Below are 22,951 nucleotides of genomic sequence, written 5' to 3' on the forward strand. Positions count from 1 at the left end.
TATAAATCAGAAAGGACACCGACGACTGGCCGTGTTTCGTCTCGGTGCCCCTGCTGGTTCGCTCCTCACACTCCTGCTAATGTAGCCGAGGTGATGCATTGAGTCAATAGCTATATATAAAGTTTTTATTTTTTGGCTAGCGACATTACTGATTCATAATTCCCAGGGCGCAAAAATCCCCAGCTTTTCCTCTAGCACAATTTTTAATACTGACTGAGTAGCCATCAGCAATCCCAGCCTAGCTTGGGCTAACTCTGGTGAAATAATTTTCACTTCACCCCAAATGCGACAATTACTCCAGAAGTTTTCAAACGCTTGGCTCAAATTCAGTGCTGCTTTTTCCCATTTCACAAAACCTTTAACATCAGGACACTCTATGTTGTCTACCACTTGCACTAACTCAGCTATTAGACGATGCTCATCTGGATGATTGAGTCGCAATTTTCCATCAGAATTGAGCCAAGGTATGGGATTGGGAGAGATAACACTCCAAAAATCTGAACTACTATTTGCAAGTGGTTCTCTAAGTTTAATCAATCCCTCTCGGTGAGCCAGCAACACTAACGAACAGCAACGTGCATGAGCGTATTGAATAGGGAATAAATTAGACATGGGGCATAGGGGATTGGGAGTGTGAGAGGGGTGAGGTGATGGGGTGATGGGGTGGTGGGGTGAAATTCTCTCCCCATCTCTCCATCTCCCGATCTCCGCCTCCTTTAAATTTGCGACTGCGATACTTTGTAACCAAGTTGCTAAAGTTGAGTCGGTCAATTCAAAATGTATCCAACCAGGGGGAACTATTTGCACGTTAAAAACGCTGCCACAGGTTGCCGATAGATCAAAGGCGATGGAGCTTGCAAGTTCCATCGCCTTTCGATTCTGAGAGTTTGACACTCGCATCAAAAAACCTGAGGTATACAAAATTTTGTTACTATTTCTATCTTTGTATATAAAAATTTTTTGCTCTTCTATGTATTGATTTTTTAGCTTTTCAGTATCAATACTTAAATATTTTCTAAAATATTCATTTACTAGCTGCTTAAGTGACTTATATTTGATTGCTTGAAAATTATGATACACGTAATTGTATGTAAATCAATTTGTAAAGTATATTTGTTAATTTGCTGTCACCTGTCTCCGGATATAGGTTTAATCTAGATGAAGAAAAATGAGAGTAGGATAAAATTTGATGAATATTCGATGAATAGTGAGTAAACTTTACTACCATCATTGTACAGTAGGAAGTATAACAAAAGAGTAGAGAGTAATTCTTTACTTTCTATTCTTTGGATGGCTGGCGCTTTTAGGCGTTAAGCCTGCATCGCCAACACAAAGACACTCCTTGCACCTTTCTATCACGTCTTTGTCTTCAGCCGAACGCTCTTTGTTACCTATGCAATCTCCATCCTCTTTTTCTGAGGCATCACGGCCTTTTTTGACTTGGCAACGGATTCTTGACTGGGCTCAGGAACACTACCGATGCCGCACCTTCAGCAAAGATGAGCGCATTCCAGCTAGACCTGGATTGCTATATTTGGTGCAAAGGGGTGCGATCCGTATGGTAGGAACCGCCCAAGTTAGTGCAACTGCTAGTCAGCTAACGTCTCGACGAATCAACAGAACCCCAGAAGAAGCGTTCTTGGGTTTTGTCGGAGCGGGACAGCCATTTGAAATTGTTGCTCAGTCTCCATTTACACTTCAGGCTTACGCCCATGTTGACCAAACTGCGGTGCTGTGGATGTACTGGCACGACTTAGACAACTGGCCTCACTTCCGTCGCGAAGTTATGGATGCCTTTAGGTATCAGCACCAGCGCAAGCTGTTGTGGCTGAGTGCCTTAGGACAACGCCGCACAATTGACCGACTCTTAGGATTCCTCACATTGTTAATTGAGGAATATGGAGAGCCAGCAATGAGCGACACCGATCCTGATGTAATTCGCGGTTATTGTTTGCCTTTTCCCCTTACACATGCCCAAATTGGTAGTGCGATTGGTTCGACTCGTGTCACCGTCACCCGCTTAATGGGCAAGCTGCGTCAACGTGGCTTAATCCTTACCCAAGGCGATAATCTTATTTGCTTACCAGCAGAGTCGATTAATAGAGCCGGCTAAAGCACAGTTCAGAGCGGCGATTTCCGCCACTCTGTCTGAGTATGATGGGCAACACCCGCCGGATGCGATCGCAGTGTCAGCGAATTTTGACAAACCCAGTTTGGCTAATCAGTTCCTGCCCCTGCTCAGTCAGTAGTAAGTTGGCGTAAGCGACACCTGCTTGCTGCTCAGCCTGGCCATTCTGTTTGACCACCACAAACAAATTGCGGGTAATCGGGTATTTTCCTGATTGAAAAGCCTCAATGTTCAATTTGTTCCGTTTACTAGGACATTCAGACGGGAGGACAAATGGTTCTTGGTAGGGAGCAATATATTGGCCTTGTGTGCGCCCCAACGGCAAGGCTCTAATTGAACATTGAGGTATCACCTCTGGGGCAGAAGCGTAGTAAATACCACCAGGACTGCCAGCCAATTTTTGCAAGGCTTGGGTGGTTGTGGAGATAAATTCCACATTCGAGCTAAAAGCTTGACCACCCAAGATGTCTTGGACGAAAAGTTCCACTGTGCCGCCATCAACAATACGGCGTGAATAAGGCTTTATTGGAATATTGGGACCGCCCACTTGATTCCAATTATTGATTTTGCCGGTGTAGATTGACTTTAATTGCTCTACCGTTAGTCCTGGGACGTTGAGGCTTGGATTAACTGCCACTGCTAAACCATCGATGGCTACGGGAATTTGTTTCAACGTGAACCCACGCTGCTGGGCACGGCTTAACTCTCCATCGAGAATTGGTCGAGAGGACTGGGCAAGAGCTAATTGACCATCTATCAGCGACTGGATACCAGTACCAGAACCAGGAGATGCATTGCTGGGTTCTACATAACGCAGCCTAAATTCTGGTCGCGCCGCTTGAATTACCGGATCAACCATTAATCGAATCGGTGCCCAGGATGTACTACCTCCGTAATTAAATAATCCTGTAGGAACATCCTGCACTGAGTTGAAACTATTGGTATTAGGTTGTCCTGATGAAGGTTGGGGTGTGTTTGTGCTAGAAGAATTAATTTGATTTAGATTGACCCCAGATTTTCTGCTGAACCACCAAAAACCGCCACCTATTAGCCCAACAGTGATTACGATAGATAAAACAAGAATAGGTATTTCATTTTTCTGGGACATAAAAAATTACCCCTGCGTCCATTTAATACTGGGTACTGGGAACTTGGTACTGGGTATTGGGTACTGAGAAAACTCTTCCCTGTCCCTAATCCCCAATCCCCTTATCTTACTGGCTCAAAATCATACCCAGTGCGAGAGCGAGAACCAAGAACAATTTTTACAAGTTGGACTGGAGCAGTGCGATCGCCTGATGCTAAAAACCGAATTGTACCAGAAGCACCCTGAGCAGAAAAGTCAGGGGAGACTAATGCTTGTTGAACTCCAGACCGTGTGGGATTGCGTTCTAAGGCGGCAATCAGAGCTAAAGTGGCATCATAGCTCAGAGCGGTTCGCCAACTCACATCGCCACCCCATAACTGCCGGGATTTCTGGGGAAAATCTGACATAGGATCGGCGTCAATATGCCAAGGAACTGCTACTATCATCCCCACAGCTTGCTCTGTGCCAATTTCTAAAGTTTTAACGGTGTAAATATTATCTCCCCCGAGAAGCGTTAAGCGTTTCTGGTTAACCTGAACCACTTGCAGGGCTTTATCTTGAGTATTAGTGTTTGGAACTAACATCAACACTTCTGCACCTTGTTTAATAGCTTGTTCTACACTTTTAGCTGCACTAAAGTCTGCCTGGGACAAGTCAAATTCACTTGATACTTGTCCACCCTCCAGCGAAACAGATGAAACAAACTCAGACTTTAAAGACTCGCTATAGTTACTCTGAGAATTAAAGAAAACCACTGCATTTTTTTTCTGTAACTTTTTCACCATGTAGTTAGCTAATGTTCTAGCGGCCATGAAATCACTCGGAACTGTCCGAAAAATATAGCGACTGAAGTTAGAAATTTTGATAGAAGTACTCGTAGGGGAAATGGCTACTAATTGTCCGGCATTGTAGACTGTACCTGCGGCTAAGGTGGTATCGCTAGCATTGGGACCTACTACACCCAATACTTGGGAATTATTAACTAAGTTTGAAGCGATTTGTTTCGATATTTCGGGATTATTATCATCATTAGCTATCCCAACTTTTAATGGCACATTTCTAATTCCTCCAGAGGTATTAATAGCATTTTGGGCTTGGGCAATGCCACGTAAAATTTCTAGGGAAGTATTGGGATCTGTTCTTATTGGTACAGAGCCAACAATGGTATAGTTTTTAGAATTACCAATGCGGGCATTATTCAGATATATTAATGCTTCTGGATCGTTGGGTCGGAGTTTGAGAAATGCTGCAAAACTAGCGATCGCTTTCTCATAGTTTTTAACTGCAATCGCCTGGACTCCCTCTTTTTTGGCAGAAGGAATATCGCCTGTAATCAAAGTTTTTTCCCCAAAACTAATGCGGTCTTCTAGGGATAGATTATTGCTGATTGGTTCCTGATTTGAAATAATGGTCTTACTAATCTTGACCCCAGTGCGATTAAACCACCAAATACCAACCCCAACTATTCCAAGTGTCAGTATCAGAGCCAAGGCTAAAACTGCGGTTTCATTCTTTGGTGACATGGAAAATTTTAATAATATAAAAATGTTTATTTTTTCTAATAATTCATGATTCAAAAATCATACTAATTATAGAATCGAGGTGTGTTAGAGCTTTTTCTTTTCTTAAAAATATAAAGCTTGAGTATTAAAGTATTCTTAATTTTGACTATTGACTTCTAAATTCTCAATTCTGGATGATGACGATGATTATTTAATTTTGACAAATCCAGCCTTTTCAATCAATTCTTGACCTTCGGGTGTCAGTAACCAATTTGCATAAGCTTCCCCAGCTTGTTGGTCTGTTTGACCATTCTGTTTAACGATGACAAATAAATTACGAGTAATGGCATAAGAACCACTACGAAATGCTTGACTATTCAACTGATTACGTTTATTAGGACATTGAGATGGAGGTACAAAAGGTTCTTTGTAGGGAGGGATGAATTGCTCATTGGTCCGCCTCAGAGGTAGAGACTTAATCATACATTGGGGTACAACTTCTGGGGCAGAAGCATAATAAATTCCGCCAGGACTTGCAGCGACTTTTTGTAGTGCTTCAGTGGTAGTATTAACATAACTAATATTGGCAGCAAAATTCTCTTTATTTAAAACATTTTCCACAAAGAATTCTACAGTACCCCCAGCTTCTTTGCTACGAGAATAGACTGTAATTGGTAAATTTTGCCCTCCCACTTCTTTCCAGTTAGTAATCTTACCTGTATAGATATCTTTGAGTTGGCTGACAGTTATACCAGGGATATTCAGATTACGATTAACTGCGATCGCAATGCCATCAATCGCCACTGGAATTTCCTTCAAACTAAATTCTTTTTGTTTAGCTTCTACATTTTCTTCAGGTTTAACTGAACGAGAAGATTGAGAAAAAGCTAGTTGATTGTCTATCAACATCCGAATTCCAGTTCCAGATCCTGGTTTACCTGATGGGGGTTGAGTGTAACGTAAAATAAACTGAGGACAAAGACCTTCTAGCACTGAATCTACGTCTTTGCGAATGGGTGCCCAGGTTGTACTACCACCATAATTGAATGTCCCCTGTGGTAGATTTGGCACGTTACATTTGCTGCTGGGATTACTTGTATTGCTAGTCTCTGGAGATTTAGGAACAGAGATGCGATCGCCCGGATTGACATTTACTGACGCTTCGCCAACACGTTTATTGATTTGTGCCCATCTTTCCATAAGAAACCATAAGCCACCAAAGATTAAGCCAATGGTGATGATAACGGCTAAGAAAAGACTAAGCGTTTCGTTTTTTTGAGACATAGGTAGCTGTTAGCACCAGGATTATTTTAAAGTATCAGAGATAGTAATTTATAAATAAGTCGAAATACGGCTGTCAACGAAATAGCTACTAAGCTGGCTGCAACTGCTAAAACAATGACTGACTGAATATCAAGACCCCCTTGTAAAAAGGGAAGAAAAAAAATAATCGCAAAAGTAATTGTGGGAATAATTAATAAATCGAACTTTTCAATCCATCGCCTGGTTTGGGCAAATATCAGTAAGCCTAAAATTACTGATGCAACACTTAAAGTAATTATGGGTGATTTTACAAGACTGAAGAGAGCGATCGCTATCAATGCTCCTTCAAATCCACTAAATGCTGCTCCACCTAATAATTCTAATGTCGAAAACGTTGGTTGAGTTGCTGGAGGACGAGAGGGAACGATGGGATTAGAACTTTGAGGCGATTGTGGTGGAAGTGTTACAGAAGGTGAATTAAGTTGTGTAGACGCTAGAGGCTGTGAATTAAGTGCATCTAGAACCGCTTGAGCTGATTGAAAGCGTTGATTAGCAGCCGGTAAAAGCATGTTGTCTAAAATATCAGCAAGGCGAGGGTTGACAGTCACTTGCGATCGCCATTTCAACTGATTACTATAAGCATCAAATAATTGAGTTGCTTCTTTATCTGTTAACAAAGTAATAACAGTTACAGCCAAAGCGTATAAGTCTGTGGATGGAAATACCTGACCCCCAGCCATTTGTTCCGGTGGTGCAAATCCCATAGAATAAATTCCCGTGGAAGAAGCAGTACTAGATGCTACCTTTGCTACTTGCTTGACTGCGCCAAAATCTAGGAGAAAAAGTTTACCATCACGACGGCGCATGATGTTAGAAGGTTTGATATCTCTGTGGATAATACCTCTGTCATGAACAAACTTGAGTACCTTTAGAATTTCTTGCAATACCTCTAAAACTTGCTGCTCAGAAAATTTGCCTTGTTGAGCTAATTCTTCTTCTAGGTTTTGCCCATCGATGTATTCTTGCACCAAGTAGAAAAATTGGTCTTGCTGCCCTGGTTGCAAGCTATTTATAATCACCGGGAAAAAGGCAAACAAGTCAGGAATTTGCTCGTGTTCGTTACCGATTTCGGCTAAAACTTCTGCCTCTCTCTCAAACATTAGTTGTGCTTGTTGCAGTTGAGTTGAGGTTAAATTCCCGGCTGGTTGAAACTGCTTGACTACACATTGACGCATTCCGGGAATTCGGCGATCGCGTGCCAAAAAAGCTGCTCCAAACCCACCTCTTCCGAGCAACTTCATGGTTACATATCGACCATCTAGCAACAGTGGCATACCACAACTAGTACAATACTTTTGCTGTGTTGTTTTCAGCGTCGTTATATCATCTAAATCGGCGAAATAGTTTTGTGGGCGTGGGCAACGTGGACGAGTACAATAAACTTCCATTTTCGTGATTAGTCATTAGTCAAAATAATTCGTAATTGATCCTTCGTAATTCGTAATTAATTCAGATTACAGATAAACTAAACTTCTTTCTTGATGAAGAATACAACAGGAAAGTTTTTCTTCATGTCAAATCCCTATCTTTTTTACAGTACATAGGGTAATAACTACAAATTACGAATTACGAATTACTAAATTATTTGGTCATTTCCAAAAAAACAAATGACAAAGGACTAATGACCAGATTTTAGTCTTCGCCGGAGGAGGTGGGAATTGCTACATCCAATGTAGTTACCACAATGTTTTTTTGTGTCAATGTTAACATATCTTGGTTCCATCCAGGGTTAGCGAACTGGGGCAAAATCTCTTGACTAAAGGCTTCTGCGGCCTTAGATCTATAGCGATTGGGATTAAAAATCAGCCACAGCGTCCGTTTGACAACCACGTTTTCAATGTTGGCACTATGCAGAACGCCCATTTGTAATTCCTTAGCGATCGCGCTAGTTGAGACAAATGCAGCTCCCAAACCAGATTGCACAGCATTTTTAATTGCTTCAATGGAATTTAGTTCCATTTCCACTCGAAAACGCTTTGTATCAATTTCACAACGTGCTAACACTTGGTCAATTACTTTGCGGATTGTCGATTGGGAATCTAAAGCAATGAATTGTAATTTATATAGGTCTTCTTTGTGGATTTTTTCAACTTTGGCTAAGGGATGAAATACAGGTAAAATCAACGCTAGTTCATCTTCGGCGTAAGGAACAACTTCTAAAGATTCTGCTAGTTCACCGGGAATCTCACCGCCGATAATTGCCAAATCGACTTGTCCGTTAGCGACGCTCCAAGCAGTTCGTCTAGTTGAGTGGACGTGGAGTTGCACTGCCACATCTGGATATTTTTGTCGGAACATACCGATCATTCTAGGCAAAAGATAAGTACCAGTGGTTTGAGAAGCACCGACAATCAAAGTACCGCCTTGGAGATTTTGTAAATCTTCGATCGCCCGACAGGTTTCCTGACACAGACTGAGGATTTTTTCACCGTAGCTTAAGAGTAGATGTCCGGCTTCGGTTAATTGGGCGCGTCGTCCTCCACGGTCGAATAAAGGAACATCGAGCTGCCGTTCAAGATTTTGGACTTGCAAGCTAACGGCCGGTTGGGAGACATAAAGACTATCAGCAGCTCGCTTGAAGCTCCCTTCTTGGGCGATCGCTTTCAGAATACGTAACTGATCTAAAGTGAAAGGAAGGTCAGACATAAGGCTCAACCCACAAACTTGGAAAGGAGCGGATGTACGCAATAAATCAGCTTTGTCAGCAACTAGCTGGGCGTGATTTGTTGCATCATAAACTTGAACGTTTGACTCGAAAAAGACAGTAGCACAACATCTTGACTAAAGTCCCCTTTTGAATACTTTGTGGTATTGGTTGTACTGAATTCAGTTTTGTTTAAATTACTTCACCCGTGTATTTATGATGCCGATTTCTTGGTTGACACCCAGTCATTTTGTCATACTGGGGTTACAAATAGTTTTTGCGATCGCTCATAGTGGAGGCGCTGCTTTGCGCCCAAGGGCCGAAAAATACATTGGGCCAAGGCTTTATCGCATTATTTTTGCATTAGTTAGTCTACCGTTAGCTGCGATCTTAATTATTTACTTTTTTGGACACCGCTATGATGGTTTGCAACTTTGGCAGGTACAAGGAGTGCCAGGAGTGCGAGAAATTGTTTGGCTGCTGTCAGCGATCTCGTTTTTATTTTTATATCCTGCTACTTTCAATCTACTAGAAATTGCTGCCATTCAAAAGCCCGAAGTTCATCTCTACGAAACAGGAATTATTCGGATTACTCGTCACCCCCAGATGGTAGGACAAATAATTTGGTGTGTTGCCCATACTTTGTGGCTGGGTACTAGTTTTACCCTTGTAACTTCTATTGGGTTGGTATTACATCACTTGTTTGGAGTTTGGCATGGCGATCGCCGCTTGAGCGATCGCTATGGTGAAACCTTTGAGATTGTCAAACAGCGAACTTCAATTATTCCCTTTAAAGCAATTTTTGATGGGCGTCAATCTATCAAATGGCAGGAGTTTATCCGCCCTGCTTATTTGGGAGTTGCCATTTTTACAGGTTTGCTTTGGTGGTCGCACCCTCTGTTACTAGAAGCAACTAGTAGGATAGGATGGTAACTCTAGGCGATCCCCAATATCAGTAAAAAATCTCAAATAGATTAATTTTCAGCTTATCAATTGCCCCAAATCAATGTACGATAAATTCAAACATGAATGAGTGGGAGTGCGTTAAGTAAACTTGAGATTTTATATTGGTAGTCGTTGGTCAGTTGCCTTTTCTTCGGAGAAAATGACAGATTCAGTCAAATACCTAGGTGGCAACGGCAATCAGGAGTTTAACATCCAAAAAAGCCAACGCGATTTCCACGGTGGCTTTTTTCTCAGAGACACATTAACGCGCTCAATTTTTGCTTAATTATTCTGTATGCTCAAATTTGTGTCCTGAAGGCATCTATCGGCAGTTAATGACTTGCCAATCCTTCACTTCAGTGCGGATACCTAGTTTAATATAAAAACCTTATAATCCGAGAGGCGTCATGGTGTTGTCGGTTAGTGAGCGGACATTTACTCAAGAAGTTTTAGAATCTCCTGTTCCTGTTTTAGTTAACTTTGAAGCCCCTTGGTGTGGGTTGTGTCGAATCATCCACCCACTTTTGTTGCAATTTCAAGCCCAATGCGGGGAAGAAATTAAATTAGTTGGGGTTAATGCCGATCAAAATTTTAAATTGTCTACTACTTATAGGCTAAAATCACTGCCCACTTTACTATTGATTGAAAATGGCATTATTCGGCATCGCTTGGAAGGCTTTCGCAGCAGAGAAGATTTGCGTCTAGCTCTAGAAGACATTAAAGTCACCTACAGTAGTTACCCTAAAATCTACAAGGGTTCCAAAACAGCGGACTTGGAGTGTCGGTCAGCTTAATGGGTATTGGGTATGGGGCATAGGTGAGATGAGGGTATAAGTGACTTCCAATAAATAATTATCCAATCTTCCAGGGCGTGTATATTGTCCGCCTTTGCCTATGGGCGATCGTGTCGCCCACCCAACAATAAGTAGTTGAGTATGTTTTATGAAGAAAGACTGGAGGCAAATCGCTTTTGGCTTCTCCCTTTGGGAGAAGCCAAAAAGGAATTCTGATTCCTATACTTACTTGGAGTGGGTGTAAGTAACAAGGGTTTTAAAGCCACACAAATTTTTAATTTGCTGGCTCTGATTCAGGAGGGGTCAGAATCCACTTATTAAATAAGACCTGATACCTACTTCAATTGTCAGTAACTAAAGAAATAAGGGAACAACAAGATAAGGGTAATCACTCGCACCCGATGCCTAATGCACAATGCCTCATGTCCCATGTCCCATGCCCAAATCTAAAACCATGCTTAACACCCCACCCAAAGACCTTTGGGTGGGTTATTTTATCCTAAAGGGTGTGTGTCACAATTATTTACAGTTCCGACACGCTAGTTAAGAATTATAAAAGTAGGCGTCAGTGATGGAAGTAATCTATCAGTATGCCTGGCTGATTCCAGTGTTACCCCTTTTTGGGGCAATGCTAGTCGGTCTAGGGTTAATCTCGTTGAATCAGGTGACAAATAACCTGCGGCAGTTGAACGCTGTAGCGATTATCTCCCTAATGGGAGCAGCTATGGTGTTGTCGTTTGCCTTGTTGTGGAGTCAAATTCAAGGACACCCAGCTTATACCCATACCCTGGAATGGGCTGCGGCAGGCAATTTTCACCTGAGCATGGGCTACACTGTTGACCACCTGACAGCCCTAATGCTGGTGATTGTGACAACAGTAGCTTGCTTAGTCATGGTTTACACCGATGGCTACATGGCTCACGATCCCGGTTACGTGCGGTTTTATGCTTATCTCAGTTTGTTTGGTTCTTCAATGTTAGGTCTGGTGCTTAGCCCCAACCTAGTACAGATTTATATATTCTGGGAACTGGTCGGGATGTGTTCATACTTGCTGGTCGGCTTTTGGTACGATCGCAAGTCAGCAGCAGATGCCGCTCAAAAAGCATTTGTGACCAACCGCGTAGGCGACTTTGGTCTCCTGTTGGGAATTTTAGGGCTGTTCTGGGCAACGGGAAGCTTTGATTTTAATGTTATGGGCGACCGCCTTGCCCAACTCGTAGAATCAGGTTCGATCAGCAATTTTCTTGCTGTCCTGTTGGCGATTTTAGTTTTCTTAGGGCCAGTTGCGAAATCCGCCCAATTTCCCCTCCACGTCTGGTTACCAGATGCTATGGAAGGCCCCACCCCGATTTCTGCCTTGATCCACGCAGCAACGATGGTGGCGGCGGGTGTTTTCCTGATTGCCCGGATGTACCCAGTATTTGAACACGTTCCAGCGGCAATGAACGTCATTGCCTTTACTGGGGCGTTTACAGCGTTTTTGGGGGCAAGCATTGCCATTACCCAAAACGACATCAAAAAAGGCTTGGCTTATTCCACCATTTCCCAACTTGGTTATATGGTGATGGCAATGGGAATAGGCGCTTACAGTGCTGGACTATTCCACCTCATGACCCACGCCTATTTTAAGGCGATGCTGTTCTTGGGTTCCGGCTCTGTAATTCACGGCATGGAAGGTGTTGTCGGTCATGACCCGGCCTTAGCCCAGGATATGCGGTTAATGGGCGGACTGCGGAAGTATATGCCTGTCACAGCAACTACCTTTTTGATTGGTTGCTTGGCAATTTCTGGTATCCCGCCCTTTGCTGGGTTCTGGTCAAAAGATGAAATTCTTGGGAAAGCCTTTGAAGCTAACCCACTTCTTTGGTTTATCGGCTGGGTAACTGCTGGTATTACTGCTTTCTACATGTTTAGAATGTATTTCTCAACATTTGAAGGCAAATTCCGGGGTACTGACGAGAAAATCAAAGAGAAACTCAAAAAAGCAGCGACAATCGTCCTGGAATTAGAGTCAGAAGAACCAGTCCCGAATTTTGGGCCTGGGGCAATGAAAAAAGGAGAATTGGCGGCAACTGGTAGTCACCATGATTCCCATGACTCCCATGACTCCCACGGGCATCATAGCGACTCTCCTCACGAATCGCCGTGGACAATGACGCTGCCTTTGGTATTTTTAGCTGTGCCTTCGATTTTGATTGGTTTGTTAGGAACTCCCTATGCCAATTACTTTGAAGAGTTCGTCTTTCCCCCCTCCGAAACTCTCTCGGAAGTTCTAGAAAAGGCTGCCCAATTCAACCCGACAGAATTTTATATCATGGCGGGGGCTTCAGTGGCAGTTTCCTTGATTGGCATTACCTTGGCTTCGTTAATGTACTTGCGGGGTAAAATTGACCCGGCGGCGATCGCTGCTAAAATCCAACCACTTTACGAGTTATCGCTCAATAAGTGGTACTTTGATGACATTTACCATCGGGTTTTTGTCCTCGGCTTGCGTCGCGTAGCTAGACAAGTTATGGAAGTTGACTTCCGCGTTGTAGATGGTGCTGTTAACCTCACAGGCTTTTTCACCCTTGTTAGCGGTGAAGGTCTGAAGTACCTAGAAAACGGTCGCGCTCAATTCTATGCCTTGATTGTGTTTGGGGCGGTTTTGGGCTTAGTGATTGTCTTTGGTGTTACCTAATTTTAATCGGGGTGGGCGGCTGTCTGCCCCTAAGTTTTTTCAGAGTCTAATTTAGACTCCTTTTTTTAGCTTGAATTCCTCAACAGTATTAACTGTTGAGGTTTTATGATTTGTACTTCCAGTAAAATAAGAGGTACTGTACTAGTAGAGTTTAGGTACTCACTATGACCCTTGAACAGCTTGAAGCCGAAGTTCTTGCACTTCCAAAAGATTCTCAAGTGATTTTATTAGCAAGATTACTAGAAAGATTGGGTCAAGAAAGTGGAATAGATCAAGAAATTGCGGCTAGTTGGGCTGAAGAAGCCCAGAAGCGTGATGAAGATATGAAAACCAATCAAATTACTGGTATTCCGGCTGAAGAAGTGTTTCAACGAGTTCGTGCATCTTTACAATGACAAGAGTTGTATTTCATCCATTGGCAGAGCAAGAACTGGTTGATATCGCAAGTTATTACGAGGAGCAAAATCAGGGGCTAGGGCTAGATTACTTGACAGAAGTAGAAGGTGCTGTCAATCTCCTTATACGTTATCCTGCTGCTGGTGTAGTAGTTCGAGGATTTGTTCGTCGGCTGATTCTGCCTAAATTTCCTTATTCACTTCTATACCGTGTTGTTGATGATGATTTAATTCGGATTCTAGCTATAGCACATCACAAACGTAAGCCTGTGTACTGGATTGGTCGAGAATAGAATTCAGAAATCAATTAGTAGGGGATTTTAACCCCCTAAATTTTGTTAAATATTAAAGTCTTTTTTTACATCATCTGGCGGTTCAAACATAATCTCAAAACCTCCATTGGGAATAGTTCGACGCAAAAATCTTAAATGGTCGTCTGCATCTTGGCGGTTAGCAAAACGGGCGAGGGTGTGAGATTGGGTAATCACTACAGTTTTTACTATCACCCAAGGATGATTTTGGGCAATAACTGGTTTTATCATGGTGAATGTCTCCTTTTGTTAGGGAGCCAAGAGCCAGCAGGAAGCCTCGGAAACTTATTTGCTGGCTTTTGACAAGATTTGTAATTTTGTTGTTGGGTTGCTGTAAGTGTGAGTGTGTTTTCATCGCTTCTAAACACTCTCGTCTCATAGATTTTGTCGTAAAAGCTGAGTTGCATCATGGTCGTGCAGCCCTGGGACAACTAGCCATAGCCACATCCGGCACTTGAATAAGCGCAGTGATCGCAGTTCTTCAGGGAATTTTTGATTTCTGTGACCTTGCCAGTGTCCAAGGTGTGCAAGTTGTTGTTTGCCGCAGGTTGGGCAGAGGTCGCCTGGTTTTCCTTATTCATTTTACAATGTAGATTGTATATTGACAAAATTAAAATTTACATTGTAAAATGTCAACAGACAGACCCAAGAATTATTTTGACTTCTAGCCTCTTTCTATGTATTTGAATCCAGCCTGATCAGCAACTAAAGTTAGATATTTCGATGTAGCGAGAGTTGGCTGATAGGCGCTGTTTTCCCATTGACTGACTGTTTGCTGATAGACACCTAGCCTTTCTGCAAACTCTGCCTGTGTTAAACCCATGTGAAGACGTAGTGCTTTGATTAATTCGCCATTCCACAGTACAGTGTCACCTTTAAGCTGAACTTGAAAGTTATTAGGAGGTTTATAAAATTTTATTTGTTGCTTATCAAAATCAACTTCCTCAACGCGATATCCTGCTTCTATCCAAGCTGAAGCTTGTAATGCGCCTTTGCTGCGATTACTCCACCATGCCCGTTTATTTCTTGCTGATCCAGGCAAAACATCATTTATTAAAGTCTCAATTTCAGCAAATGATAAAGTTATTTCATTTTGATCATTGCCACGCAAAAATTCAAGGAGTGGCTGGTACTTGCTGCCCTCCTTCATGCGACATCTTCCTCTCCCAACATCATTTTATCCACACTTTTTTCACTTTATAAAAGCTATCTTTTTTATCACTTGATTACTCTAAAATTACTTAGTGATTAGTTTTCTGTGATGGAAATCTCCTACATGGTCCAACGATAGATATCTGTGTGGTGGCCATTAGTTAAAATTCCGTAACGAGCAGATGGTGAAGCACTCATGTAAGCATTGAGTCGGTTAAGATGATCGACCCAACCTTCTCCTTCAGTCCCGCCAACTTTTTTATTTGGTTCCTTAGCCTCCACCATAATAAAGGCTACATCCAAATTACCTACAGAATCAGCATAACGGTCATCGTAAACTACAAGGTCTGCCCGTCCTTGATAGCGTCGCCCACTTTGATAAGTTCCCTCGGCAAAATCTGAATTTAGTTCTAGTTCCATTGCCTCTAGTGGAACACTGTACTCTTCTACTAAAATCTGAAGCGCCCACATAGTCACAGGGTCTTCTGCTGGACGCACATAAGAACCATCAGCTTTAAATAACTTCCGTAGATTTATATCCTGGCGATACTTCTCTGGTATATTAGCCGGATTTTGGTAAGGATTAGTGAAATCGGAGAAAGGCATGAAGTTATTGCTATGGGAGACAGACTACACAGTAGATAAATGATATGCGATCGCGGGCAATAGAAGCCCAACTTTTAGGAAAGATGATGAAATGCGTAATTTGTCAGCATGGAGAAACTAAACCAGCTTTAGTAACTGTGACATTAGAACAAGATGAATGTATTATTGTATTAAAAAAAGTTCCAGCAGAAATTTGTGATAACTGCGGCGAATATTATTTAAGTGATGCAGTTACGGAACAGGTTTTAGAAAAAGCAGACTTAGCTGTTAATAATGGAACAGAATTGGAGATTATTAGATATGCACTTTAGTGTTATTATTTGTGTTTATGCTTTAGCGATGGGTTATTAAAAATATGGAATTTTATTATAAGTGGTAAATCAAATAGCGATCGCGTTATGAAAAAAAGCTCTCATAATCGTCATGGCTACCTATCCAGAACCATGTAACTGTGTCACCCTCCAAAACCCCAATTGCTCGATAATTGCGAGTTATTCTGACAGACCAAATATTCTCCTCGTTATTTATACATTTGAAATGCAAAGACGGATGAGAAGGATTTTCTCTCCATAACTGATAAGCTTTTCTCGCACTCTGTCTAACTTGCTTGTCAAGAGACTGATATTTATCCCAAAACGAAGAAAGAGTTGCAGACTTCATAAGTTTTCATAGTTCATTGGTTTTGCAAGTCCTTCTGCAATCTCTCTTTTAGCAGATTGGGCAGATGCAATCAGTTGTTGTTGAGTTTTCTTAAATGATTTATTCCATTTCAATTCATCTTGCAAATCTTCTAGGTACTCTCGGAGATGTTCTGCAACTCTTTCTTGTACATCTTCAGGTAAAGATTCCATCATCTTAATTACAGTAGCGATCGCTGGAGATGACATAATCAAATTTCCTTTATCAACTTTACGTATTTATTTTACTAAAAAACTCAATCAAATCGCCTATCGCACATTCCTTAAATTCTAGTTTAGCGGCTTGATTTAGGGTAAATTTTTGACTTGAATAACCGTATTTAAACTGATGTTCTGCCTGACTCCAAGTCAAAATAGACTCTTCGGATACAAAATGGGGGATTGCCAATTTAATTAAATCAACCTAACAATGAAGGGAAAATTGCTAAAAAGCTGTTAGTTAATAACTAGTGACTTTTTGCCAAACATGATTTTGATAGCAGATTGATTGTGATGAATATAGCTAATTTCCCCTGGCTGACGACGATTATTCTGTTTCCGATAGCGGCGTCGCTACTTCTTCCCATCATCCCTGACAAAGAAGGCAAAACAGTGCGCTGGTACTCCCTAATCGTAGGGTTGATAGATTTTGCACTAATTGTTTACGCTTTTTATACTGGGTATGATTTCTCCAATCCAGATTTGCAATTAGTAGAGAGTTACCCCTGGGTACCACAATTGGGTTTGAATTGGTCAGTAGGGGCAGATGGCTTATCTATGCCCCTAATTATTTTGACTGGATTCATTACCACGCTGGCGATTTTAGCAGCTTGGCCTGTTACCTTCAAGCCCAAGCTATTTTACTTCTTGATTCTGGCGATGTATGGCGGTCAGATTGCTGTGTTCGCCGTCCAGGATATGCTGTTATTTTTCCTGGTGTGGGAACTGGAACTGGTGCCGATATACTTTCTGCTGTCGATTTGGGGAGGCAAAAGGCGGCAATATGCAGCGACTAAATTTATTTTATACACCGCAGGCGGTTCGCTGTTTATTTTGCTGTCTGCCCTGACAATGGGATTTTACGGCGATACGGTGACGTTCGACATGAGAGCGATCGCCTTAAAAGATTTCGCCCTGAATTTCCAACTAGCCCTCTATGCTGGCTTCCTAATTGCCTACGCCGTCAAGTTGCCGATTATTCCTTTACACACCTGGCTACCTGATGCCCACGGTGAAGCGACAGCCCCCGTACACATGCTATTAGCAGGTATTCTCTTGAAAATGGGCGGTTACGCCTTAGTTCGGATGAATGCTCAAATGCTCCCCGATGCCCACGCTTATTTTGCACCAGTGTTGGTGGTTTTGGGGGTAGTTAACATCATCTACGCTGCCTTAACATCCTTTGCCCAGCGCAACCTGAAGCGAAAAATTGCCTACTCTTCAATTTCTCACATGGGCTTTGTGATGATTGGTATTGCCTCCTTCACCGATTTGGGATTGAGTGGGGCTGTATTGCAAATGGTTTCTCACGGGTTAATTGGGGCGAGTTTGTTCTTCCTCGTAGGCGCAACTTACGATCGCACACACACTCTAATGTTGGATGAAATGGGTGGTGTCGGTAAGAGAATGCCGAAGATATTTGCCATGTTCACTACCTGTTCAATGGCTTCTTTGGCATTACCAGGGATGAGCGGTTTCGTGGCTGAATTAATGGTATTTGTAGGCTTTGCTACTAGCGATGCTTATAGCTCTACCTTCAAAGTGATTGTGGTATTCTTGATGGCAGTTGGAGTGATTTTAACTCCGATTTATCTGCTGTCGATGTTGCGAGAGATTTTCTACGGTAAAGAGAACGAGGAATTAGTTTCTCACCAAGCTTTGATAGATGCTGAACCCCGTGAAGTATTTATAATTGCTTGTTTGTTAGTGCCAATTATTGGTATTGGTTTCTATCCAAAATTGCTAACTCAAATGTATGACGCCACAACTGTACAATTGACAGCAAGATTGCGTGATTCCGTGCCGACATTAGCACAGCAAAAACTAGAAGCACCAAAGGTTTCTTTGAGTGCGCCAGAAATTGGTAATTAAGTTGCGATCGCTAGTTTAGTTTAAATATTGATTACTTTAAGGGCAGGTTTTCTACTTGCCCTTTTTGTTACTTATTTCTATACTTTTGCAGAAATTGACCCAGAAATTAAACTCCTGGGCTAACTATCAAAAAGTTGCAACTGCACTACATTTTTTGAGGCATTGAAAAATATTCGCCCTTTGTTGCTATTGTCAGTTCGAGACCCTGGTACTGAATACCGAATAAGCACGTATTCACAGAAAAATGACACCTGTTATAGTGCTTCAATACTGAGAAACAGACATATAGCCAGGTCTAAGGGACTTCCAACTAAAAAGTCGCTCAGTAACCGGGGGAAGCGGAGGAAGAATCAAAGGATCGTCTTCTCTGGCAAAATTGAATAATTTAATTTCTGGAAGTCCCTTAAACTAAAAATGCTTTTTGATTGTTACTATGCGATCGCATATCACCCACATCACTAGATTACATACAATCTATCTAGAATCAGATTTGGCAAAACCGCTCATGTTAAACTACAATCCACTGCATTGTTTGCCATCTTCCGAAGAACTACCCGACTCAGATGATACTGCTGTGGATAATGAACTCCAAAATTTAATTCCCGGCTTACTAAAAACGACACTGGCTTTGGTTTGGTGCGATCGCTGGGATTGGTTCTTTGGCGTTAACATGGGTATTTATTATCACCCAGACAAACCAGCTATTGTCCCTGATGGATTTCTCAGCCTAGAAGTTCAACGTTTCATCGATCCAGGCAAAGCCTTCTCTCAAGGACTAGATTTACGCCTGAGTTATGTATTGTGGGAAGAAAAAAAGCTACCAATCTTAGTACTAGAAGTTGTTTCTCAAATACATCGAGGAGAATACAGCAGCAAGCAAGAATTCTATGCCAAGGAATTAGGAATTTTATACTACGTTGTATACAATCCCCTCCGACGGAAAAAGTCGCCTTTGGAAGTGTATCGCTTAGTTGATGGGGAATATACTTTAATGTCAGGAAACCCCGTTTGGCTACCAGAAATCGGTTTAGGAATTGCGCGAGAACGAGGAATTTATCAAGGTATAGCGCGGGAGTGGTTGTACTGGTATGACGCAGAAGGGCAAAGATTGCTGACACCAGAAGAACGCATTAGAGAACTAGAAGAACGCACAGCTTTTGAAGAGCAGCTGCGTGTAGAAGCAGAACAACGCGCAAAAATCTTGGCGGAAAGCTTAAAAACCTTTGGTGTCGATCCAGAAACATTGATGTAGGAACTCATTGCCCACAATCAAGAAGCAGTATATCAAGGCAATAAAAGAGGAGTGAGGAGTTACAATTCAGAACACTCTACCAAAGAAAGCGAAAAGTTGAAGCGCTAGTTTCTCCCCTTAAGGACTTCCAGAAATTAAATTATTCAATTTTGCCAGAGAAGACGATCCTTTGATTCTTCCTCCTCTTCCCCTGGTTACTGAGCGACTTGCCCTGACTTGTGCCGAGCGGACTTGTACTGAGTTTCGACTACGCGGAAATCGAGCGACTTGCACTGAGTGGCGTCGAAGTGAGTCGAGATTCAACTACCGCAAAGCCGAAGTAGCCGAGGTAGTGTAGTCGTTGGCGCACCCTCTCGTAGAGAAGAGAGTCGAAGTATGCTCCCCTGCTCACTGAAACGATGGGATATTTTTTTAGCTGAAAGTCCCTTAGCTAGTCGGACTCTAATTTATACTGAATTCTGACTCCTCATTTCTAAGTTCTTGTTGTTCAAGACACATCATCTTCTAATTGCTCAATTTCCTGTAAAGTTTGCCAACCAGCTTGCCACTGAGAGTTATCTTGTAACAATTTGGCATTTATCCAGAAACGAACTTGGGGATCGCAAGCAGCCACCATTTCAGCGTATACCCACTTAGCCTGATTTTTTCGGTTGACAACTTGGAAGTGTCTCCAACCGTCTACTTTTTGCTGTGCTGTCCATTTAGAACCAAGTAAGTAAGGAAATTTCTGTTTTTTTATCATTTTTAATTGGGCATTGGGCATTGAGAAAGAGGAGGCAGAGTTGTTTAATTTTGAATTTTGTTAGCTCAGCGTCAAGCCTTCTCTACGAGAGGCTGCGCCAACGCTTTTTGAATTGATTTGCCTCTCTCAACTAACGTGTCACCAAATCACCATTACGGGTAAACTTTTGACAATGCAACTCACCATCTTGCTGGACACATAGCGAAAACCATCTGATATGGCTCCAACAAGTGTTGATATTGTTAGTAATTTTGCGCTTTTTCTTGGAAAGGCGTTGTCTTATAGCTTCATTAGGGCAAAGAATCTCCAAAGTAGCAGTATCATTTTGATGATTGACAATGTGAAATAGGCAGTCTTGTAACATAGCACGGCTGCTGCTGTCGAAGAAACGCTTAAATCGCTGTAGCTTTTCTCCTTCAGTCATTTTGCTGATGGGTTTGATTGGAAATAAATCCTCATCCTCAAAGTCAAAGTCATCATCGTCAAAGTCGTAGGGGTCAATCATTTTCAGTATCCACTAGACGACCTGGAATTATGATAACTCTGTGTGGGGACAAGGAAGGTTTATCCAGAGAGCAGGAAGCAGGGGAAGAAATAATCAACAATGCCCCATATCCACTTGCTCTGAGCGACTTATACTGAGTTTCGACTACGCTCAAATCGAGCGACTTGCACTGAGCGGCGTCGAAGTGAGTCGAGATTCAACTACCGCATAGTCGAAGTAAGCCGTTCGCGTAGCGTCTCGCAGAGAAGGGATGCCCAATGTCAGTGAGATTCTGTAAAGTACACTTATTCTTCTTTACATAACCTATATACTGTAGTTAAGGGTATAGTAACCACCTTTTTAGATGCCAATCAGCACCTATGGCGTTTAATCTACCGAGAATTCCCAGCTGGGTCAAAATAAGTATCAGTTTTATCGCCTCTTTATCGCTTGCGGCTTTTACTAGTATTCTTGTCAGCCAAATAAATAAAGCTTTTTCAGCCGAAAAGGTATGGTCTTTCATTACTGAGCCATTACAAATTAGACTATGGGTTTTGCTCTTAGCTTTATTAATTACTCTGTTGCCCCTTTTATTGACTGCAAGACATTATCATAAAGCACACCAAATCGCTATCAAGCTTAACGAATTGGATGACTCGTTACTGTTACTTCTGCCTAAGTTAGATGTAAATCCAAACATTCACGAATCACTCAAGCGATTACTAGAGCAATTTATTGAAAAAACACATAACATCATGCCACTTCTGGATGGATGTGGAATTGCCATTTATGCACCAGACCCTACTAATCCAGATTTTTTGACTACTTGGTGTCAATCACAATCACCAAATGAGTATGGAAATAAAGTACGTTTCTATGTTGGGAAAGACCCTAATCTAAATCGGGGCTGTGCGGGTTGTACTTTCATTGATGGAAAACGACGGGTTGTACACCTATCACGCATAGGTAATATGTGGCACGCCGACGATCTGGAATATATTTTTAGCAAGGATAGAACTGGCCGCATTTTAGATTACATGACCTTGATTACTATACCCATTATCGGAGGTACGGATAGTTTAGGAGTTTTGTGTCTCTACAGCAAAGATGTGACAACTTTTGATTCTAAAGCCATTCAAGAGTTACTCTTTGTAATTGCTAATCGTTTATCGGCAGTTATGTTAGTAGCCCGCAATTACCAAATACAACATTCAATTACTAATTAAAACTACAATTTCAGTAAATAGATGCTATCTGATTTTAATTAAGTCATTGTCTTTGTTTTGTCGCCAAGAAGATGCTAAAAAACGCCATAGCTTTGGTAGGAGCTTATCTTTGCTAGCTAATTCTAGCGTAACTGAACTATAATCTGTACCATACTTACGCTCAGCCTCTTGAAATTGGCTAAGGCTTTTCTTCCCGCGCATATAGTCTTTAGATTCTTTCATTAATAAAAACTGGCGTTCTTCGGTTGTTAAAACTCTTATTGGAAAATCTTTCAACTTTTTCATCACTATTAAATAATTGATAATTTACTTGTTTATTTTTAGATTTTATGCATTTACCCGCAAGAATGTTTGGTTATTAGACATTAAAATATTATATCTTGATTTAACTCAAATGTTAAATAAAATAGCTGTAACTCTCAGATAAAGTTATTATATTAGACCTCTTGCAAAAAGCACTTTTGCAAGAGGTGGGTTTGGGGAAAAGGTTAAAGGAGAAGGGGAAAATACAAAACCTTTCCCCCTTTCCGCTTCCCATTTTCCCGACTTCTGCAAGAAGTCTATTCATTGGGTTATGACAATCTTGAATCATTGATGAAAAACAAGATCCCTGAATTCTTAAATAATTTTGGGATCTGCGGGTTAAAATTATCACAAATCAAGTACCATTGCTACAGAACTCAGTTAACAGAAATTTACTAATATTAGGAATCCTATTTGATTTTTGCAAAGTATAGGTACACATCTATTCCTTTGTTTTTCCCAACCCTGTTCACAACTCAGAGTTCCCTACGTATCATACTTGTACTGTGGTTCGCGCACCAGGCAAGTGATTTCAGGAATGAAATGGGATTGCTATATCAGTAATCAGTTAATTTAAATTAATCTAAAGTGGAGCGGGTAGGATGCTCG

General features: G+C 41.6%; 25 protein-coding genes. 12 read left to right on the top strand and 13 right to left on the bottom strand.

The window, feature by feature from the left end:
• Positions 1-153: 153 nt before the first annotated feature.
• Positions 154-867, bottom strand: a complete 714-nt coding sequence (locus tag ACFG4S_RS23390) for a DALR anticodon-binding domain-containing protein (RefSeq protein ID WP_392531377.1) — start codon at positions 865-867, stop codon at positions 154-156.
• A 526-nt stretch (positions 868-1,393) separates the two neighbouring features.
• On the opposite strand from ACFG4S_RS23390, the gene ACFG4S_RS23395 reads away from it, so the two are divergent.
• Complete coding sequence (locus ACFG4S_RS23395) at positions 1,394-2,113, top strand: Crp/Fnr family transcriptional regulator (RefSeq protein ID WP_012412419.1); 720 nt, start codon at positions 1,394-1,396, stop codon at positions 2,111-2,113.
• A 76-nt stretch (positions 2,114-2,189) separates the two neighbouring features.
• Here the strand turns inward: ACFG4S_RS23395 and ACFG4S_RS23400 are convergent, their stop codons facing one another.
• The 5 genes from ACFG4S_RS23400 to ACFG4S_RS23420 form a co-directional block, all read right to left on the bottom strand.
• Complete coding sequence (locus ACFG4S_RS23400) at positions 2,190-3,236, bottom strand: PstS family phosphate ABC transporter substrate-binding protein (RefSeq protein ID WP_392531378.1); 1,047 nt, start codon at positions 3,234-3,236, stop codon at positions 2,190-2,192.
• A gap of 101 nt (positions 3,237-3,337) precedes the next feature.
• Entirely contained in the window at positions 3,338-4,738 is a 1,401-nt protein-coding gene (locus ACFG4S_RS23405) for an ABC transporter substrate-binding protein (protein WP_392531379.1), read from the bottom strand.
• Between the two features lie 186 nt (positions 4,739-4,924).
• Positions 4,925-6,001 carry a phosphate ABC transporter substrate-binding protein gene (locus tag ACFG4S_RS23410; RefSeq protein WP_392531380.1) on the bottom strand — a complete coding sequence of 359 codons (1,077 nt, stop codon included), beginning with the start codon at positions 5,999-6,001 and terminating at the stop codon, positions 4,925-4,927.
• 26 nt (positions 6,002-6,027) lie between these two features.
• Positions 6,028-7,428 carry a protein kinase gene (locus tag ACFG4S_RS23415; protein WP_392531381.1) on the bottom strand — a complete coding sequence of 467 codons (1,401 nt, stop codon included), beginning with the start codon at positions 7,426-7,428 and terminating at the stop codon, positions 6,028-6,030.
• A gap of 244 nt (positions 7,429-7,672) precedes the next feature.
• Complete coding sequence (locus tag ACFG4S_RS23420; protein ID WP_392531382.1) at positions 7,673-8,686, bottom strand: LysR family transcriptional regulator; 1,014 nt, start codon at positions 8,684-8,686, stop codon at positions 7,673-7,675.
• A gap of 214 nt (positions 8,687-8,900) precedes the next feature.
• Here ACFG4S_RS23420 and ACFG4S_RS23425 point away from each other — a divergent pair, with 214 nt between their 5' ends.
• The 6 genes from ACFG4S_RS23425 (at position 8,901) to ACFG4S_RS23450 (ending at position 13,791) form a co-directional block, all read left to right on the top strand.
• Complete coding sequence (locus ACFG4S_RS23425) at positions 8,901-9,617, top strand: NnrU family protein (protein WP_392531383.1); 717 nt, start codon at positions 8,901-8,903, stop codon at positions 9,615-9,617.
• Positions 9,618-9,789: 172 nt separating this feature from the next.
• Positions 9,790-9,915 carry a hypothetical protein gene (locus ACFG4S_RS23430; RefSeq protein ID WP_392531384.1) on the top strand — a complete coding sequence of 42 codons (126 nt, stop codon included), beginning with the start codon at positions 9,790-9,792 and terminating at the stop codon, positions 9,913-9,915.
• A gap of 121 nt (positions 9,916-10,036) precedes the next feature.
• Complete coding sequence (locus tag ACFG4S_RS23435; RefSeq protein ID WP_392531385.1) at positions 10,037-10,423, top strand: thioredoxin family protein; 387 nt, start codon at positions 10,037-10,039, stop codon at positions 10,421-10,423.
• A 571-nt stretch (positions 10,424-10,994) separates the two neighbouring features.
• A complete protein-coding gene (locus tag ACFG4S_RS23440; RefSeq protein ID WP_392531386.1) occupies positions 10,995-13,103 on the top strand; it encodes an NAD(P)H-quinone oxidoreductase subunit 5 in 2,109 nt (702 codons plus the stop codon).
• Between the two features lie 164 nt (positions 13,104-13,267).
• Positions 13,268-13,498, top strand: a complete 231-nt coding sequence (locus ACFG4S_RS23445; protein ID WP_392531387.1) for an addiction module protein — start codon at positions 13,268-13,270, stop codon at positions 13,496-13,498.
• A complete protein-coding gene (locus ACFG4S_RS23450; RefSeq protein ID WP_392531388.1) occupies positions 13,495-13,791 on the top strand; it encodes a type II toxin-antitoxin system RelE/ParE family toxin in 297 nt (98 codons plus the stop codon). Before ACFG4S_RS23445 ends, ACFG4S_RS23450 begins: the two co-directional genes overlap by 4 nt.
• A gap of 45 nt (positions 13,792-13,836) precedes the next feature.
• Here the strand turns inward: ACFG4S_RS23450 and ACFG4S_RS23455 are convergent, their stop codons facing one another.
• The 3 genes from ACFG4S_RS23455 to ACFG4S_RS23465 all read right to left on the bottom strand — a co-directional run bounded on the left by ACFG4S_RS23455 (position 13,837) and on the right by ACFG4S_RS23465 (position 15,567).
• A complete protein-coding gene (locus ACFG4S_RS23455) occupies positions 13,837-14,040 on the bottom strand; it encodes a hypothetical protein (RefSeq protein WP_392531389.1) in 204 nt (67 codons plus the stop codon).
• Positions 14,041-14,473: 433 nt separating this feature from the next.
• On the bottom strand, positions 14,474-14,959 hold the full coding sequence (locus tag ACFG4S_RS23460) for a helix-turn-helix domain-containing protein (RefSeq protein WP_392531390.1): 486 nt from the start codon (positions 14,957-14,959) through the stop codon (positions 14,474-14,476).
• A gap of 122 nt (positions 14,960-15,081) precedes the next feature.
• Positions 15,082-15,567 (bottom strand): type I restriction enzyme HsdR N-terminal domain-containing protein, encoded by a 486-nt coding sequence (locus tag ACFG4S_RS23465; RefSeq protein ID WP_392531391.1) that lies wholly within the window; start codon positions 15,565-15,567, stop codon positions 15,082-15,084.
• A 44-nt stretch (positions 15,568-15,611) separates the two neighbouring features.
• Here ACFG4S_RS23465 and ACFG4S_RS23470 point away from each other — a divergent pair, with 44 nt between their 5' ends.
• A complete protein-coding gene (locus ACFG4S_RS23470; RefSeq protein WP_392531392.1) occupies positions 15,612-15,878 on the top strand; it encodes a type II toxin-antitoxin system MqsA family antitoxin in 267 nt (88 codons plus the stop codon).
• Between the two features lie 345 nt (positions 15,879-16,223).
• Here ACFG4S_RS23470 and ACFG4S_RS23475 read toward each other — a convergent pair whose 3' ends face one another.
• Positions 16,224-16,454, bottom strand: a complete 231-nt coding sequence (locus ACFG4S_RS23475; RefSeq protein ID WP_335192817.1) for a hypothetical protein — start codon at positions 16,452-16,454, stop codon at positions 16,224-16,226.
• A gap of 303 nt (positions 16,455-16,757) precedes the next feature.
• On the opposite strand from ACFG4S_RS23475, the gene ndhD1 reads away from it, so the two are divergent.
• From ndhD1 to ACFG4S_RS23490, 3 genes are all read left to right on the top strand, one after another.
• On the top strand, positions 16,758-18,335 hold the full coding sequence (gene ndhD1 / locus ACFG4S_RS23480; protein WP_392531393.1) for a photosynthetic/respiratory NAD(P)H-quinone oxidoreductase subunit D1: 1,578 nt from the start codon (positions 16,758-16,760) through the stop codon (positions 18,333-18,335).
• 505 nt (positions 18,336-18,840) lie between these two features.
• Positions 18,841-19,587 carry a Uma2 family endonuclease gene (locus ACFG4S_RS23485; RefSeq protein ID WP_392531394.1) on the top strand — a complete coding sequence of 249 codons (747 nt, stop codon included), beginning with the start codon at positions 18,841-18,843 and terminating at the stop codon, positions 19,585-19,587.
• Positions 19,588-19,756: 169 nt separating this feature from the next.
• Positions 19,757-19,924 carry a hypothetical protein gene (locus tag ACFG4S_RS23490; protein WP_392531395.1) on the top strand — a complete coding sequence of 56 codons (168 nt, stop codon included), beginning with the start codon at positions 19,757-19,759 and terminating at the stop codon, positions 19,922-19,924.
• Positions 19,925-20,074: 150 nt separating this feature from the next.
• Here ACFG4S_RS23490 and ACFG4S_RS23495 read toward each other — a convergent pair whose 3' ends face one another.
• Together ACFG4S_RS23495 and ACFG4S_RS23500 are read right to left on the bottom strand one after the other, a co-directional pair.
• On the bottom strand, positions 20,075-20,329 hold the full coding sequence (locus tag ACFG4S_RS23495; protein ID WP_392531396.1) for a TIGR02450 family Trp-rich protein: 255 nt from the start codon (positions 20,327-20,329) through the stop codon (positions 20,075-20,077).
• A gap of 130 nt (positions 20,330-20,459) precedes the next feature.
• Positions 20,460-20,834 carry a hypothetical protein gene (locus ACFG4S_RS23500; RefSeq protein ID WP_392531397.1) on the bottom strand — a complete coding sequence of 125 codons (375 nt, stop codon included), beginning with the start codon at positions 20,832-20,834 and terminating at the stop codon, positions 20,460-20,462.
• Positions 20,835-21,193: 359 nt separating this feature from the next.
• Here ACFG4S_RS23500 and ACFG4S_RS23505 point away from each other — a divergent pair, with 359 nt between their 5' ends.
• Entirely contained in the window at positions 21,194-22,039 is an 846-nt protein-coding gene (locus ACFG4S_RS23505; RefSeq protein ID WP_392531398.1) for a hypothetical protein, read from the top strand.
• A 24-nt stretch (positions 22,040-22,063) separates the two neighbouring features.
• Here the strand turns inward: ACFG4S_RS23505 and ACFG4S_RS23510 are convergent, their stop codons facing one another.
• On the bottom strand, positions 22,064-22,324 hold the full coding sequence (locus ACFG4S_RS23510) for a hypothetical protein (protein WP_392531399.1): 261 nt from the start codon (positions 22,322-22,324) through the stop codon (positions 22,064-22,066).
• Between the last annotated feature and the right edge of the window lie 627 nt (positions 22,325-22,951).

It is taken from the genome of Nostoc sp. C117 (assembly GCF_043099735.1).
In the GTDB taxonomy this organism is placed as follows: domain Bacteria; phylum Cyanobacteriota; class Cyanobacteriia; order Cyanobacteriales; family Nostocaceae; genus Nostoc.